Source organism: Neisseria sp. 19428wB4_WF04 (assembly GCF_015235335.1).
GTDB classification, from domain to species: domain Bacteria; phylum Pseudomonadota; class Gammaproteobacteria; order Burkholderiales; family Neisseriaceae; genus Neisseria; species Neisseria musculi.
This window is the reverse complement of the sequence record NZ_JADGLG010000058.1, coordinates 1-14,015: the sequence shown is the minus strand read 5'-3', so window position 1 is coordinate 14,015 and position 14,015 is coordinate 1. Positions and strand designations below refer to the sequence as shown.

The 14,015-nt window shown below is 52.8% G+C and carries 11 protein-coding genes, 1 tRNA gene and 3 pseudogenes; 11 read left to right on the top strand and 4 right to left on the bottom strand.

Annotated elements, in window-relative coordinates:
* A pseudogene (locus IR141_RS10645) lies at positions 1-276 on the top strand (tyrosine-type recombinase/integrase); the annotation flags it as partial.
* A gap of 67 nt (positions 277-343) precedes the next feature.
* On the opposite strand, the gene IR141_RS10640 reads toward IR141_RS10645, so the two are convergent.
* The 3 genes from IR141_RS10640 to IR141_RS13510 form a co-directional block, all read right to left on the bottom strand.
* Positions 344-419 (bottom strand) — tRNA-Lys (locus IR141_RS10640).
* 73 nt (positions 420-492) lie between these two features.
* Positions 493-2,694, bottom strand: a complete 2,202-nt coding sequence (gene pilC, locus IR141_RS10635) for a PilC family type IV pilus tip adhesin (RefSeq protein ID WP_368667168.1) — start codon at positions 2,692-2,694, stop codon at positions 493-495.
* A 131-nt stretch (positions 2,695-2,825) separates the two neighbouring features.
* Complete coding sequence (locus tag IR141_RS13510; RefSeq protein WP_228068235.1) at positions 2,826-3,035, bottom strand: hypothetical protein; 210 nt, start codon at positions 3,033-3,035, stop codon at positions 2,826-2,828.
* Between the two features lie 1,038 nt (positions 3,036-4,073).
* Here IR141_RS13510 and carA point away from each other — a divergent pair.
* The 8 genes and pseudogenes from carA to IR141_RS14230 all read left to right on the top strand — a co-directional run bounded on the left by carA (position 4,074) and on the right by IR141_RS14230 (position 11,173).
* Positions 4,074-5,207, top strand: a complete 1,134-nt coding sequence (gene carA / locus IR141_RS10630; protein WP_135036998.1) for a glutamine-hydrolyzing carbamoyl-phosphate synthase small subunit — start codon at positions 4,074-4,076, stop codon at positions 5,205-5,207.
* A gap of 234 nt (positions 5,208-5,441) precedes the next feature.
* The gene (locus IR141_RS10625) at positions 5,442-5,645 is read left to right on the top strand and encodes a YqaE/Pmp3 family membrane protein (RefSeq protein ID WP_135033431.1); all 204 of its coding nucleotides are present in this window, start codon (positions 5,442-5,444) and stop codon (positions 5,643-5,645) included.
* A gap of 242 nt (positions 5,646-5,887) precedes the next feature.
* A complete protein-coding gene (locus IR141_RS10620; RefSeq protein ID WP_135036995.1) occupies positions 5,888-6,268 on the top strand; it encodes a VOC family protein in 381 nt (126 codons plus the stop codon).
* Between the two features lie 92 nt (positions 6,269-6,360).
* Positions 6,361-6,619: pseudogene (locus tag IR141_RS10615) on the top strand (hypothetical protein).
* A 102-nt stretch (positions 6,620-6,721) separates the two neighbouring features.
* Complete coding sequence (gene carB, locus IR141_RS10610) at positions 6,722-9,934, top strand: carbamoyl-phosphate synthase large subunit (protein WP_135036992.1); 3,213 nt, start codon at positions 6,722-6,724, stop codon at positions 9,932-9,934.
* A 113-nt stretch (positions 9,935-10,047) separates the two neighbouring features.
* Positions 10,048-10,275 (top strand): helix-turn-helix domain-containing protein, encoded by a 228-nt coding sequence (locus tag IR141_RS14235; RefSeq protein ID WP_228068234.1) that lies wholly within the window; start codon positions 10,048-10,050, stop codon positions 10,273-10,275.
* Between the two features lie 196 nt (positions 10,276-10,471).
* The gene (locus IR141_RS10600; protein WP_135036989.1) at positions 10,472-11,071 is read left to right on the top strand and encodes a DDE-type integrase/transposase/recombinase; all 600 of its coding nucleotides are present in this window, start codon (positions 10,472-10,474) and stop codon (positions 11,069-11,071) included.
* The gene (locus IR141_RS14230) at positions 11,072-11,173 is read left to right on the top strand and encodes an IS3 family transposase (protein ID WP_135037004.1); all 102 of its coding nucleotides are present in this window, start codon (positions 11,072-11,074) and stop codon (positions 11,171-11,173) included. It begins immediately after the preceding gene.
* 100 nt (positions 11,174-11,273) lie between these two features.
* On the opposite strand, the gene metG is transcribed toward IR141_RS14230, so the two are convergent.
* Positions 11,274-13,358 carry a methionine--tRNA ligase gene (gene metG / locus IR141_RS10590; RefSeq protein ID WP_135037001.1) on the bottom strand — a complete coding sequence of 695 codons (2,085 nt, stop codon included), beginning with the start codon at positions 13,356-13,358 and terminating at the stop codon, positions 11,274-11,276.
* Between the two features lie 201 nt (positions 13,359-13,559).
* Between metG and IR141_RS10585 the strand changes: the two genes are divergently transcribed.
* Both IR141_RS10585 and IR141_RS10580 read left to right on the top strand, forming a co-directional pair.
* Positions 13,560-13,868 carry a hypothetical protein gene (locus tag IR141_RS10585; RefSeq protein ID WP_209304423.1) on the top strand — a complete coding sequence of 103 codons (309 nt, stop codon included), beginning with the start codon at positions 13,560-13,562 and terminating at the stop codon, positions 13,866-13,868.
* Positions 13,869-13,899: 31 nt separating this feature from the next.
* Positions 13,900-14,015 (top strand): annotated as a pseudogene (locus tag IR141_RS10580) (IS1595 family transposase); the annotation flags it as partial.

The following is a 14,015-nucleotide window of genomic DNA, read 5'->3' as shown; positions in this document are numbered from 1 at the left end:
GTGTTTGTCAACAGGCGCGGGCAGCCGGTTTGCGACATACAGAAGCCGTGGAAAAAGGCGTTGGAAGCGGTCGGTATCGAAGATTTCCGCTGGCACGACCTGCGCCACACATGGGCAAGCTGGCTGGTTCAGACCGGTGTTCTGCTCGCTGCTTTGCAGGAAATGGGCGGATGGGAGAGCGTGAGCATGGTGCAGCAGTATGCCCATCTTGCGCCCGAACACCTGCACAGACATGCTGCATTATTGGACGGTGTCGGCCTGAATCATGGCACAAATTTGGCACACCACAAAATAGGCGGCAGCAAAGAAAAAAGCCTAAACACTTGTTTAGGCTTGGAAAATTTGGTGGGTCGTGAAGGATTCGAACCTTCGACCAACGGATTAAAAGTCCGCTGCTCTACCAGCTGAGCTAACGACCCGGAAGAGTGCGCATAATATGAAAACTATACCGTATTGTCAATAGCTGCATCTCATCATTTGATAAGTATGAGTTTAGAAGATTTCTCTCCAGCTGATGCGTCGTATGCCGCAGTTGCGGCCATCGACTGCAAAACTATTACCGCTACCTTTCACAATAAAATGGTCGCCTTTGCCGGTAAAGCATTGGTTCCTAGGGATGGGGTTGTTTGTGCTTAACAGGCCATCGGTTCCTGAGCCGCCATTATCGCCGTCAAGTGTAACAGGGGTGTTGGCGGCATGTTGGGCTGTGTTAACGTAAGTGGTGCCGTCAATACCGCTGTGCATTTGCCCGTTTGCAAAAAAGCCGTTGTTCAAAATGGGCGTGCCGTCTTGCTTCAAGTATCGGATATGTGCATGGGCCTTTGACAGTGCGCCGCCGGTGTCGGCATGCATAATGAGATCCCAGTTGCTGCTTTCCGTTTTGGTTTCAGTAGTTTCGGGAATACATACATCGTCTGTCGAATTAATAGTTTGGGTGGTTTTGTAAATGCGGGTATTTACAAACGCGCTGCGCAAAATCATAGTGGGTTTTACAACAACACGTTCGCCGTCGGTTGCGCCTAAATCGATTTTCCAGCCTTTATGTTCAGGCTTTATCAGGTTGTTTGTTAAAAAGCGGTATTGTTTACCTTCAATCGTTTTTGCAGTTAATGTTTGTTGTAACAAATCGCCGGCAGTTGCTACTGCTTTTGTTGTGGCAGTATTTGTTTCAGACGGGGTCAAATCATCGAAAATGCCGAAAATTGCCTGCTGGGCTTTGCTGGCGGCATCGCTTTGGTATATGTCGCTGCCCGTTCCGAAAATGACTACATATTTATTGAGAGATTGGCGGGAAACGGCAGGGGCGGCGGTAATCGGTTGGGATGCCGAACCGGCGTAGATACGTTCAACTTTCCAGTTGCCGGGTTTTTCTCCGCGCAGATCAAAGCGGTACATATTGCCGCCGTAATCGCCTGCATAGGCCACATCGGTAATGCCATCGAAATCGGTGTCCAACAGGGTGGGGCTGGATAATCCGCCTACGCCGTTTGGAACTGGGATTTTCTTGATCAGATCGCCTGCCTTGGCTCCTTTTACTTCTCCCGTTGCGGCTTCCTGTCCCAGTAAATCGTAAACATAGAGGGCGGTTTCGTTGGCAGCATCATTGATATCCTGTTTGCGGTAGCCGCTGGCAAGAAATGCTGCATAGCGTACATTTTCAGAGATTTTTACGGCCTCTCGGCTGCCTGCGGCGGGGCGTTGGATAGAAATGCGGCCGATTTGCGGCGTACCGATGGTGTAGCCCAATGTATTGTTTGCGCCTTTTTCAGTTTCAAATAAAGGCACTTGGGTGTTCCAGCTTCTGTCGGCGGCATTCAAGCCGATTGCCGTGCCGCTTTTGCGGTTGGTTCCGCCGACATTCAACGCATAAGCACCGCGCCCGCCCTGACCCATGGCACCAAACATGACTGTTTGCTGGCCTTTAACCTCACCTGCGGGGGCAGGCGTTTGGCGCACGACAAATCCGCCGTTAACCATATAGCGGTGCGGGGTGGACGCTCCATAGCCTTCAACGGCGAGTTCTTTCAGAGTCTTGCCCAAAGTTTCACCGCCGTTGCCGCTGTCGCGTTCCATCCCCGCAGGGATGTAGCTGAGTTTCAGGCTATACGGGTGGTTGGCATCGCTGCTGCTTTGAAACAGATGCACCATGCCGTCGTTGGCGGCAGTTAATAAAAATTCTTGGCGGCCATTAACGGTTTTACCGATAGTGGCGATGCCGCTGTCTAAAATATCGCCCAAATCGCGCTTGCCGCTCACCGGATTGCCTGAATTATCAAAATTGCGGTCACGATAGGTTTGGCTGTATCGATTGTTGGCAGCCTCGGCCTTAATCACGGAATCGGCCTTGTTTCCGCGTACGGTCCACGGTATCAGCGCGTTTTTCCATTCGTCTGCTGTAGTGCTTGAAATACCGAAATCCGTATTACTGCCGTTAAGCGTATCTGCCCAAAAAACACCGTTGGGCGTTCCCGTGTTGATAAGCGTTTTGCGCCCGGCAAAAGAGGGCAGTTTAAAGCTGTTTTTAAATGACCCGTCTTGTGCCAGTTCATAGAAACGCAATTGACTGCTCCATGTTTGCGGATCGACATATACCGACAGAGCCGCTCTCGGTTCTTTATCGGTTCCGTTGCCTGTTACGGCAGGGGCAGCCGTGCCGACGCTTTCTTGTGAATTATTCTGGTTGTTGTGCTCAATGTTGTCGAAGATTTCGCCGATTGCATTAACCAGTTCGTCTGCATTTCGGGCATTGAAAAATATTTTATCCGTAGGTTTGCGGGTCGTGCTTCCGGCTGCACCTTTTTTAAGGTATTCCTTGCCGGCATCAGTTAATCCCTCGCCAAAACCGATAGTGAATGTTTCTGCGATTTGTTTTGCATACTGGCTTTGCCCATCAGAGCCTTTGGGATCTGCGGGATCTCCGTTCCAACTTTTGCCTGTGTTGTCTGTGCCGCTTGTTTTAAAATCTTTGGTGGCCAAAGTTTGGCTGAAAAATGACAGTCCTGTGTTTCTATCCCAAAAAGAATGGAAATTTCCATCTATTTTGCTGACACATTGCCCTACGGCAGGAGGCCGGCCAAAATAATCATCGCCGGAAAAATTGAAAATTAAGGAATTGGTCCATGAACAGCTTAAATTTGCATCGCCGTCGGACATCAGCAGAATAAAGTTTTTTTGACACCTGTATCGGGTATTGTTTCTGACAACTTTCGACAGCTCGTAAAACCGACGTGTTGTGGGCGTCCCGCCCTTAGATGACATTTTATTGATTGTTTTAATAACGGATTGCCAATCATCGGTATAGGCAGACATATTTACCGAGTTGTTATTGTTCAGAGTCTGTATGTTCCAATTGATTTGCGATTGGTATTTGCCGACGACGGAAGTCAAGGCCTCTTTTGCAATAGACATACGGCTGCGTTCGGGCCAAACTGCCGGTGATTGCACGTTGCGGGGAGGGTACTCCATACTGCCCGAGTCATCGACAAACAGCATGACATTCGGCTTTACCTTGCCCGCTCCGCCTCGAATTTCGGTTTTGTTTTGAAGACGGATGGGCGTATCGGCAAAATTTGCAGATGCCGTTCCGGTTGCCAATAATGCAAAAGCCGAAGATAAGCTGTAAATCATCGGGCGAACTGTTGTGCAGAATCGCAAAGGTGTTTTTTTCATAATGTGCAGTCTTTCATAATCGTCCGAAAAAGCTTGAACAGCTGATGCGGGATACTGAATGTAATTTTTGTATGGAAATGCGAGTGATTTTATCATGCCGATTGGTTTTTTTGCATTTTTTAGAGCAGAGAGAGGCATGAAATTCTCTTAAAATGCAACAGATTGACAAGATACTGTCAATCTGTTTTTGAAACGGCGGGTGCGCTTGCCGGCCGGCAACGTTTTATTTCTGCTTGAGCCCGTGCGTCATTTCGCTTAAAATATCTTGCTTCTACAGCATAGAGTTATGCCCTGAAAGGCACGTAACACGGTTTTTAAAAACCGTGCGGCGTGTTTTTTTTTAGCCGGATTCTTTCAGACGGCCTTGTGCTGCTTCATAACCCGGCCCTCACAGGATACCCATCATGACCACACCCGCAATTTTAGTGCTCGCCGACGGCAGCGTGTTTCACGGCACCTCGGTGGGATTTCACGGCACGACTTCCGGCGAAGTGGTGTTCAACACTTCGATGACCGGTTATCAGGAAATCCTCACCGACCCCTCTTACTGCAAGCAAATCGTTACCCTCACTTATCCGCACACCGGTAACACCGGCACCAACGGCGAAGACACGGAAAGCCGCGCCGTGTATGCCGCCGGCCTGATTGTCCGCGACCTGCCGCTCCTTCACAGCAATTTCCGCAGCAGCGAAAGTTTGCAGGAATACCTGGTGCGCAACCGCACTGTGGCGATTGCCGATATCGACACCCGCCGCCTCACCCGCATTCTGCGCGACAAAGGCGCACAGGCCGGCGCGATTTTAACCGGCGCCGATGCCGCCGAAGAAAAGGCGCACAAACTGATTGCCGAGTTCGGCAGCATGGTGGGCAAAGATTTGGCCAAAGAAGTGAGCTGCACCGAGCCTTATGAATGGCGCGAAGGCATGTGGCAGCTCGGCAGGGGCTTTGTGAGGCCGTCTGAACAGCCTTACCACGTTGTTGCCTACGATTTCGGCATCAAAACCACCATTCTGCGCATGCTGGCGGAACGCGGCTGCCGCGTAACCGTGGTGCCGGCGCAAACCCCTGCCGCCGATGTATTGGCTTTAAACCCCGATGGTGTGTTTCTCTCCAACGGCCCGGGCGACCCCGAGCCTTGCAGTTACGCGATTGATGCCGTGAAAACATTGCTGGCAAGCAAAAAACCGCTGTTCGGCATCTGCCTGGGCCATCAATTGTTGGGGCTGGCGGTGGGCGGCAAAACCCGCAAAATGGCATTCGGCCATCATGGCGCCAACCACCCGGTGCAGGATTTGGCCGGCGGCAAAGTGATGATTACCAGCCAAAACCACGGCTTTGAAGTGGATGCCGAGAGCCTGCCGGCGCACGTTAAAGTAACCCACCGCTCGCTGTTTGACGGTTCGCTGCAAGGCATCGAGCTGGCCGGTCAGGCCGCGTTCAGCTTCCAAGGCCACCCCGAAGCCGGCCCCGGCCCGCACGATGTGGCTTATCTGTTCGATAAATTTATCGACAACATGAAAGCCGCCAAAACCGCCTGATACCGCCCCGGCGGCAACAGATTGGACGATAACAGGCAGCGGCGGAATTTTTAAATTAGAGCAGAGAGGGGCGGATTCAGGCTATACCTGAAAAACCTGCCGAACCCGGCCGTTTCGCGCAGCAGCGCAACCGCCGCACAGTCTGCGGCTCTTGCCGCCCTACCCGGCCCAACCCGCAATACGGCAGCTTTTACGGCTGCATTTTCCAAACCCGATTTTCAGAAAGTTTTTATCATGCGTTTGCTTTTAGCCATTATCTTGCCGTGGTTGCAGTTTTTCACCATCGGCCGCCCCTTTGCCGGCATCATCTGCCTGATTCTGCAACTGACTGTAATCGGCTGGGTGCCTGCCGCCATCTGGTCGGTTTACGCGCTGAGCCAATACAAAACCGATCAGAAAATCCGCGCCGCCGTCAGCCAAGGCCGTCTGAAAGCATAACACTCGGGCTGTCTGAAAGAAGCATATTGCAGACGGCGTTTGCCGGCAGAAACACGGGGGCTGTGTGGGGTGCGCTTCGGCAGACAGGCTGCAATAAGGCCGTATAATCTTAATCCCGCTTTCAGAAATCCCGCTTTCAGACGGCCTCGAAAGAAAACACCGGCACTGCCGGTGCAGTATAGAACAGCACGGCGGCTGCAGAGCCTGTATGCGCCGCCCCGGTAAATAAATACGGTGAAATCATGAACATTACCGCGCTTGATCGTTTGGTGCTGACGGTAGCGGATATTCCGCGCAGCATCGCGTTTTACACGCAAGTGTTGGGTATGCGGGAAACCACTTTCGGCGAAGGCCGCAAAGCGCTGTTGTTCGGCCGCCAGAAAATCAACCTGCACTGGCTCGGTGCCGAAATACCGCCCCATGCGCAAAACGCCGGCTGTGGCACGGCAGATTTGTGTTTGCTCACCGACACCCCGCTGGATCAGGTGCTGGCGGAGCTTCGGGCGCACGGCATCGAAACCTTAAGCGGCATTGTTCCCCGCACGGGCGCAGCCGGCGCAATCGAATCGGTTTATCTGCGCGACCCGGACGGCAATCTGCTGGAAATCAGCCGCTATATTTGAACGGATATTTTCATACGGCTCCGCCCGATACAGGCCGTCTGAAAGGCAAAAAACAAAACAAACAATAAAAAATTTAAAATCAGAGAATAATCATGCCGTTTAACGACAAGCAAATCCGCATTTTATCCATCGTTGCTACCATGATGGCGGTGGGTATATTGCCTACATTCCGCAGATCCAAATGAATCTGGCCGGCCAGAAAGGCACATGGCTGCAACCTTTGGTGGCTGCCGTCAATTGCACCTTGTGGGTGGTTTACGCCCTGTTTAAAAAAACCGCGATATTCCCGTGGCGCCGGTCAACGCGCCCGGCATTGTTCTCGGCCTGGCCACCTTTGCCACCAGCTTTTAACGCGCAGCCGTTGCGCTTTGATACGGCAGCCTGCGGCCGTCTGAATGATTGCCGGACACCATATAAAACCCGACTGAATATATTCCGTGAGAAAGTAAAATCATGCCCAAACGTACCGACCTGAAATCCATCTTAATCATTGGCGCCGGCCCCATCGTGATCGGCCAGGCTTGTGAGTTTGACTATTCCGGCGCGCAGGCGTGCAAGGCTTTGCGCGAAGAGGGCTATAAAGTCATTCTCGTCAATTCCAACCCCGCCACGATTATGACCGACCCCGATATGGCCGATGTTACCTATATAGAGCCGATTATGTGGCAGACCGTGGAAAAGATTATCGCCAAAGAACGTCCCGATGCGGTGCTGCCGACCATGGGCGGCCAAACCGCACTCAACTGCGCGCTCGATTTGGCGCGCAACGGCGTGCTGGCGAAGTATAACGTTGAATTAATCGGCGCCACCGAAGATGCCATCGACAAAGCCGAAGACCGCGGCCGCTTTAAAGAAGCCATGGAGAAAATCGGCCTGAACACGCCGAAATCGTTTGTCTGCCACACCATGAACGAAGCATTGGCCGCACAGGAGCAGGTAGGCTTTCCCACCCTTATCCGCCCCTCTTTCACCATGGGCGGATCGGGCGGCGGCATTGCCTATAACAAAGACGAATTTACCGCCATTTGCGAACGCGGTTTCGATGCCTCGCCCACACACGAGCTGCTGATCGAGCAGTCGGTGCTGGGCTGGAAAGAGTATGAAATGGAAGTGGTGCGCGACAAAAACGACAACTGCATCATTATCTGCTCGATCGAAAACTTCGACCCGATGGGCGTGCACACCGGCGATTCGATTACCGTTGCACCCGCGCAAACGCTCACCGACAAAGAATACCAAATCATGCGCAACGCCAGCCTGGCGGTGTTGCGCGAAATCGGCGTGGACACGGGCGGCTCCAACGTTCAGTTTGCCGTCAATCCCGCCAACGGCGAAATGATTGTGATCGAGATGAACCCGCGCGTGTCGCGCTCTTCCGCGCTGGCCTCCAAGGCCACAGGCTTTCCGATTGCGAAAGTGGCGGCCAAACTGGCGGTGGGTTTCACTTTGGACGAATTGCGCAACGACATCACCGGCGGGCGGACACCCGCATCGTTCGAGCCTGCGATTGACTATGTGGTAACGAAAATCCCGCGTTTCGCCTTTGAAAAATTCCCCGCCGCCGATGACCGCCTGACCACACAGATGAAATCGGTGGGCGAAGTGATGGCGATGGGGCGCACTCTTCAGGAATCGATGCACAAAGCCCTGCGCGGTTTGGAAACCGGCCTGTGCGGCCTCAATCCGAAAACCGATAACCAAGACGAAATCCGCCGCGAGCTGGCCAACCCCGGCCCCGAACGCATTCTCTATGTGGCCGATGCCTTCCGCGCCGGTTTCAGCAGAGAAGAAATCCACCAAATCTGCGCAATTGACCCGTGGTTTCTGGCACAGATTGAAGATTTGGTTCAAGAAGAACAGAAAATTTCAGACGGCCGCCTGAACGGTCTGGACTACCCCACCCTGCGCCGTCTGAAACGCAAAGGCTTTTCCGACAAGCGTTTGGCGCAACTGTTGGGCGTGGGCGAAACAGAAGTGCGCAAACACCGCTATGATTTGAATCTGCACCCGGTTTACAAACGGGTGGACACCTGTGCGGCCGAATTTGCCACCGACACCGCCTATCTCTATTCCACTTATGAAGAAGAATGCGAAGCCCGGCCGTCTGAAAACAGAAAAGTGATGATACTCGGCGGCGGTCCCAACCGCATCGGCCAAGGCATCGAGTTTGATTATTGCTGCGTACACGCCGCCCTGGCATTGCGCGAATCAGGCTTTGAAACCATTATGGTGAACTGCAACCCCGAAACCGTGTCCACCGACTTCGACACCAGCGACCGTCTCTATTTCGAGCCGCTCACCTTAGAAGACGTGCTCGAAATCGTGCGCACCGAAAACCCGTGGGGCGTGATTGTGCATTACGGCGGCCAAACCCCGCTGAAACTCGCCAACGCACTGGTGGAAAACGGCGTCAACATCATCGGCACTTCGGCCGACTCCATCGATGCCGCCGAAGACCGCGAACGCTTCCAACAAGCGCTCAACAACCTCGGCCTGCGCCAACCGCCCAACCGCACCGCGCGCACCGAAGAAGAAGCCCTGGTGTCGGCCGAAGAAATCGGCTACCCGCTGGTGGTGCGCCCGTCTTATGTGTTGGGCGGCCGCGCCATGCAGGTGGTACACACCCAAGAACAACTCAAAACCTATATGCGCGAAGCCGTACAGGTTTCCGAAGACAGCCCCGTATTGCTCGATTTCTTTTTGAACAACGCCATCGAAGTAGATGTGGACTGCGTTTCAGACGGCCGCGATGTGGTAATCGGCGGCATCATGCAGCATGTGGAACAGGCCGGCATCCACTCCGGCGATTCCGGCTGCTCGCTGCCGCCGTATTCCCTAAGCGAAGACATACAAAACGAAATCCGCCGGCAAACCAAAGCAATGGCCTATGCACTGAACGTGGTCGGCCTGATGAACGTGCAGTTTGCCGTACAAGACGGCATCGTGTTCGTACTCGAAGTGAACCCGCGCGCATCACGCACCGTGCCGTTTGTGTCGAAAGCCACCTCCGTGCCGCTGGCCAAAGTGGGCGCACGCGCAATGGCCGGCATCAGTCTGAAAGAGCAAGGCATTGAAAAAGAAGTGGTTCCCGACTTTTACGCCGTGAAAGAAGCCGTGTTCCCGTTTATCAAATTCCCCGGCGTAGATACCATTCTCGGCCCCGAAATGCGTTCCACCGGCGAAGTGATGGGCGTGGGTGCCACCTTCAGCGAAGCCTATCTGAAATCACAACTGGGTGCCGGCGAGCGCCTGCCCGAAAGCGGCAAAGTGTTTCTTGCCGTGCGCAACGAAGACAAACCGCTGGTAGTGCAAACCGCGAAAAACTTCCAACAACTCGGCTACAGCGTGGTTGCCACACGCGGCACGGCAACCTATCTGAAAGAAAACGGCGTGGCAGATGTAGCCGTGGTAAACAAAGTACGCGAAGGCCGCCCGCATATTGTGGATGCCATCAAAAACAGTGAAATCGCCGTGGTGGTAAACACCGTGAGCAGCGATGCACAATCGGTGGCCGACAGCCACAGCATCCGCCGCACCGCACTCACCCAACGCATACCGCAATACACCACCATCGCCGGCGGCGAAGCCATGAGCGAAGGCGCCAAAAGCATCAATACACTGGGCGTATACAGCCTACAGGAGCTACACGAGCAGCTGAAGAAGTAATCAGACAACAGCCGAACTTACCGCAGCCAAACGCCAGAAAGGCCGTTTGAAATGCTGAACAGCACCTTTGAAAGTTAAACACTTCCTCCAATTTTAAAAGGTGCTGTTTTCTTATGTTCAAATATACACCCAACTTCAAATACCAAGCCGCACCCTATTATCACCAAGTGCACAGCCAACAGCGCACCAAATGGTACTTCAACGTCTCACGCACACATCTACGCCGTTGGATAGCCGCTTATCGGCAAGGCGGTATCGCCGCACTTCAACACCTACAGGCTGCCTCTATGAAGACTAAATGCAAAAACCCGTTTATCACCGATAAACCCGAGCACAACTGATTGAAGAGTTGGGGTACATGAGGGTGTAGAACGACTGCCTAAAACACATGAAAACCCTCAATGAAAAGGAGGGTACGCTGCCAAAGCTACCAAACCGTTTAAACGTTGAGAGCGGAACACCCGCTGAAATATCTGACGCACAGTGCCTACATTCCCAAAAGCAGCTTTCATTACCCTATCGGCAAAGCCGATCCCGATGCAGCGACCAAAAACCGCAGTGAGTGAAGCCTATCGCCGACACAAAGGCCGCCCGGGTCATCGGCAAATTGCTGCAGTATTGTCGCGGAATAAAAAGAAAGTGCAGCGCATTATGGGTTTATTGAAACCAAAAGCTAAAGGCCGCAGCAAAAAATCCTACCGCCTGCAGGCAATAGGAAAGAAGGCTTCGGACAATATTCCCAATCGTGAATTTACTGCCGACAAACCGGCAGATAAATGGCGGATCAATGTTACGGAGTTCAAATGCACAGACGGGAAACTGTATTTATCGCCGATATTGGATGTGTTTAATCGAGAGATTGCGGCCTATTGTTTAGGCCGCAGAGCGGACAGTAAAATGGTAACGCGAATGCCGGGAAAAGCATTTAGTCGTCTGAAAGGCAAAACCCTGCTATTGCATTCCGCCCGGGGTGTGCCGTACCGGACAAATGCTGATCGGGTAAAACCGGCTGGGAAAGGAATGGTGCAAAGCATGTCGCGAAAAGGCAATAGTTGGGACAATGCGCCGATGGAGGGTTGCTTCGGTATACTGAAAACGGAAAGCTTCTATAAAGAAGGCGCACTATCAGTGGCGTAACTGGCAATTGTAATAGATGATTACATACATTACTACAATCATGAACGGATTAGTTTAAACTTAAAAAAAGCCGGGTTCTGTCGGCTACAGAATCCGGCTTGAAAAGGCTGTTTGAGAAAGATTCTTAACTTATCTAAGTATTGGGGGACAGTTCACCCGTTTTCAAACGGCCTTTGCTGCATTCAATGCCGAAGCAGTGGGTTTAACCCACCTTATCCCCCGGCTGCGCGCCTTCGTGTACATCGAGCAGCCGCAGTTTGCCGTCTGTGCCGGCGGCGGAAAGAATCATGCCTTCGGATACGCCGAATTTGGCCATTTTGCGCGGGGCGAAGTTAGCTACGGCAACCACCATGCGGCCATTGAGTTCGGTAGGGTTGGGGTAGCTGCCGGCGATGCCGGAGAAAATCACGCGCTGCTCGAAGCCGAAGTCGAGGTCGAATCTCAGCAGTTTGGTGCTGCCTTCTACGGCTTGGCAGTTCAATACTTTGGCCACGCGCATATCGATTTTGAGAAAGTCGTCAAAACCGGCCTGAGCGGCCACTTTTTCATAGCGGTCATCAGGTGCGGCGGCGGTATCGGGGTTGGCGGCCTTCTGAATGCTTGGTTTGTTGGCTTTGATTAGGTTGTCCACTTGTTTTTGCTCCACGCGCTGCATCAGGTGTTGATAGGGGTTGATGGTGTGGTTTTCAAACAGGGTTTCGCGGGTATTGGCCCAGGTGAGGTTGTCTAAATTCAGGAACTCGGCGGCGTTTTGCGCGGTTTGCGGCAACACGGGGGCGAGATAGGCGGTGAGCATGGCGAAGGCGTTAATCAATTCGCTGCACACTTGGTGCAGGCGTTCGCCCTGCCCTTCCTGTTTGGCCAGATCCCACGGTTTGTTGGCATCAACATATTCGTTTACGGCATCGGCCAATGCCATGATTTCGCGCAGGGCGCGGGCGTATTCGCGGGTTTCGTAATCGGCGGCGATGGTTTCTGATTGGGCGGCCAATTGTTGCAGCAGGGGGCTACCGGAAACGTTTTTCAGACGGCCTTCGAAGCGTTTGGCGATAAAGCCGGCGGCGCGGGCGGCGATGTTGATGTATTTACCGACCAAATCGCTGTTTACGCGGGCGGTAAAGTCGTTAAGATTCAAATCGATATCTTCGATGCGGCTGTTGAGTTTGGCGGCGATGTAGTAGCGCATCCATTCGGGGTTGAGGCCTTGCTCGAGATAGGAGCGGGCGGTGATGAAGGTGCCGCGCGATTTCGACATTTTTTGGCCGTCCACGGTTAAAAAGCCGTGGGCAAACACGCCGGTAGGGGTGCGGTGGCCGGAAAATTCGAGCATGGCCGGCCAAAATAAGGCGTGGAAATAGAGAATGTCTTTGCCGATAAAGTGATACATCTCGGTTTGGCTGCCGGCTTGGAAATATTCGCTGTAATCCAAACCGATGCGGCTGCACAGGTTTTTAAACGAGGCCATATAGCCGACCGGGGCATCGAGCCACACATAGAAATATTTGCCGGGCGCACCGGGGATTTCAAAGCCGAAATAGGGGGCATCGCGGGAAATATCCCAGTCGGCAAGGCTGCCTTCGCCGTTTTCGCCGGGGTGCAGCCATTCTTTCATTTTGTTGAGTGCTTCGGGTTGCAGATGCGGCCGGGTGCGGCCGTCTGAAAGGGTGGTGCTGCCGGCCGTCCATTGTTTCAGAAAGTCGGCACACTCGCCGAGTTTGAAAAAGAAATGCTCGGATTCTTTCAACACGGGCGCGGCACCCGACACGGCAGAATAGGGGTTAATCAGCTCGGTGGGGGCGTAGGTGGTGCCGCACACTTCGCAGTTGTCGCCGTATTGGTCGCGGGCGCGGCATTTGGGGCATTCGCCTTTCACGAAACGGTCGGGCAGAAACATGTGTTTTTCGGGGTCGAAAAGCTGCGCTATGGTGCGGCTTTCGATTTTGCCGTTTGCTTTCAGGGCGAGATAGATTTGCTCTGAAAGCTGTTGGTTTTCAGGCGAGTGGGTGGAGTAATAGTTGTCGTAGCCGATATAAAAGCCGCCGAAGTCGGCCAGATGTTCGGCGTGCACTTTTTCAATCAGGGCTTCGGGGGTGAGGTTTTGTTTTTCGGCCGCCAGCATGATGGGGGTGCCGTGGGTGTCGTCTGCGCAGCAATAGTGGCATTGGTGGCCGCGCAGTTTTTGAAAGCGCACCCAGATGTCGGTTTGGATATGCTCGACCATGTGGCCGAGGTGGATGCTGCCGTTGGCATAAGGCAGGGCGGAAGTTACGAGAATTTTGCGTTGAATCATGTTTTGTGCTTGAAAAAACGGGGAATTTGTCGAAGTGTGGGATTATAGCGTAAAACGCATAAGGGGCCGTCTGAAAAGTTTTCAGACGGCCTGTGAAACTGTTTCTCAAGTAAACATCCAATATTGTGCCATGCGGCTTTTTTGTTGGGAAAGCCGCTTTGCCGCATCTTTCGACAATAAAACTCAAGGTGGGTTCTTATGAAAAACCTCGGTATCAAACTTGCACTGTTTATCAATTATTTTGTGTTTGCCATATTGCTCAACAGTGTCGGCATTGTAATCAAACAATCGCTGGCCAATTATGGCGTTACGGAAACGGAAGCGAGCATTCTGGAGGCGTTTAAAGACTTGCCGATTGCCATCGTTTCTTTTTTCGTGGCTTCTTTCCTGCCGAAATTCGGCTATAAAAACAGTATGCTGCTGGCGCTGGCTTTGGTGTTCGGCGCGTGTTTGTATATGTTTTTCGGCAACAGCTTCGATGCGTCTAAGGTTTTATTTTGGGGCTGACGTAGATTAGCAGTCATGACAGGCTGCCAAAATGAAGATAACCCACTGTAAGTTAAAGAAGAGTCTGCAAAGAAAACTGCTTGAATATTTTGTATTGGAAGTAACCGCACGTTCTGCTGCCGATATCTTAGGTATTCAGCCCAATAC

Bases quoted from the DNA above. Each gene is read 5' to 3' on its own strand.
- IR141_RS13510 (WP_228068235.1), bottom strand. From the start codon at position 3,035: ATGGAAATTTCCATTCTTTTTGGGATAGAAACACAGGACTGTCATTTT.
- carA (WP_135036998.1), top strand. From the start codon at position 4,074: ATGACCACACCCGCAATTTTAGTGCTCGCCGACGGCAGCGTGTTTCAC.
- IR141_RS10625 (WP_135033431.1), top strand. From the start codon at position 5,442: ATGCGTTTGCTTTTAGCCATTATCTTGCCGTGGTTGCAGTTTTTCACC.
- IR141_RS10620 (WP_135036995.1), top strand. From the start codon at position 5,888: ATGAACATTACCGCGCTTGATCGTTTGGTGCTGACGGTAGCGGATATT.
- carB (WP_135036992.1), top strand. From the start codon at position 6,722: ATGCCCAAACGTACCGACCTGAAATCCATCTTAATCATTGGCGCCGGC.
- IR141_RS14235 (WP_228068234.1), top strand. From the start codon at position 10,048: ATGTTCAAATATACACCCAACTTCAAATACCAAGCCGCACCCTATTAT.
- IR141_RS10600 (WP_135036989.1), top strand. From the start codon at position 10,472: ATGCAGCGACCAAAAACCGCAGTGAGTGAAGCCTATCGCCGACACAAA.
- IR141_RS10585 (WP_209304423.1), top strand. From the start codon at position 13,560: ATGAAAAACCTCGGTATCAAACTTGCACTGTTTATCAATTATTTTGTG.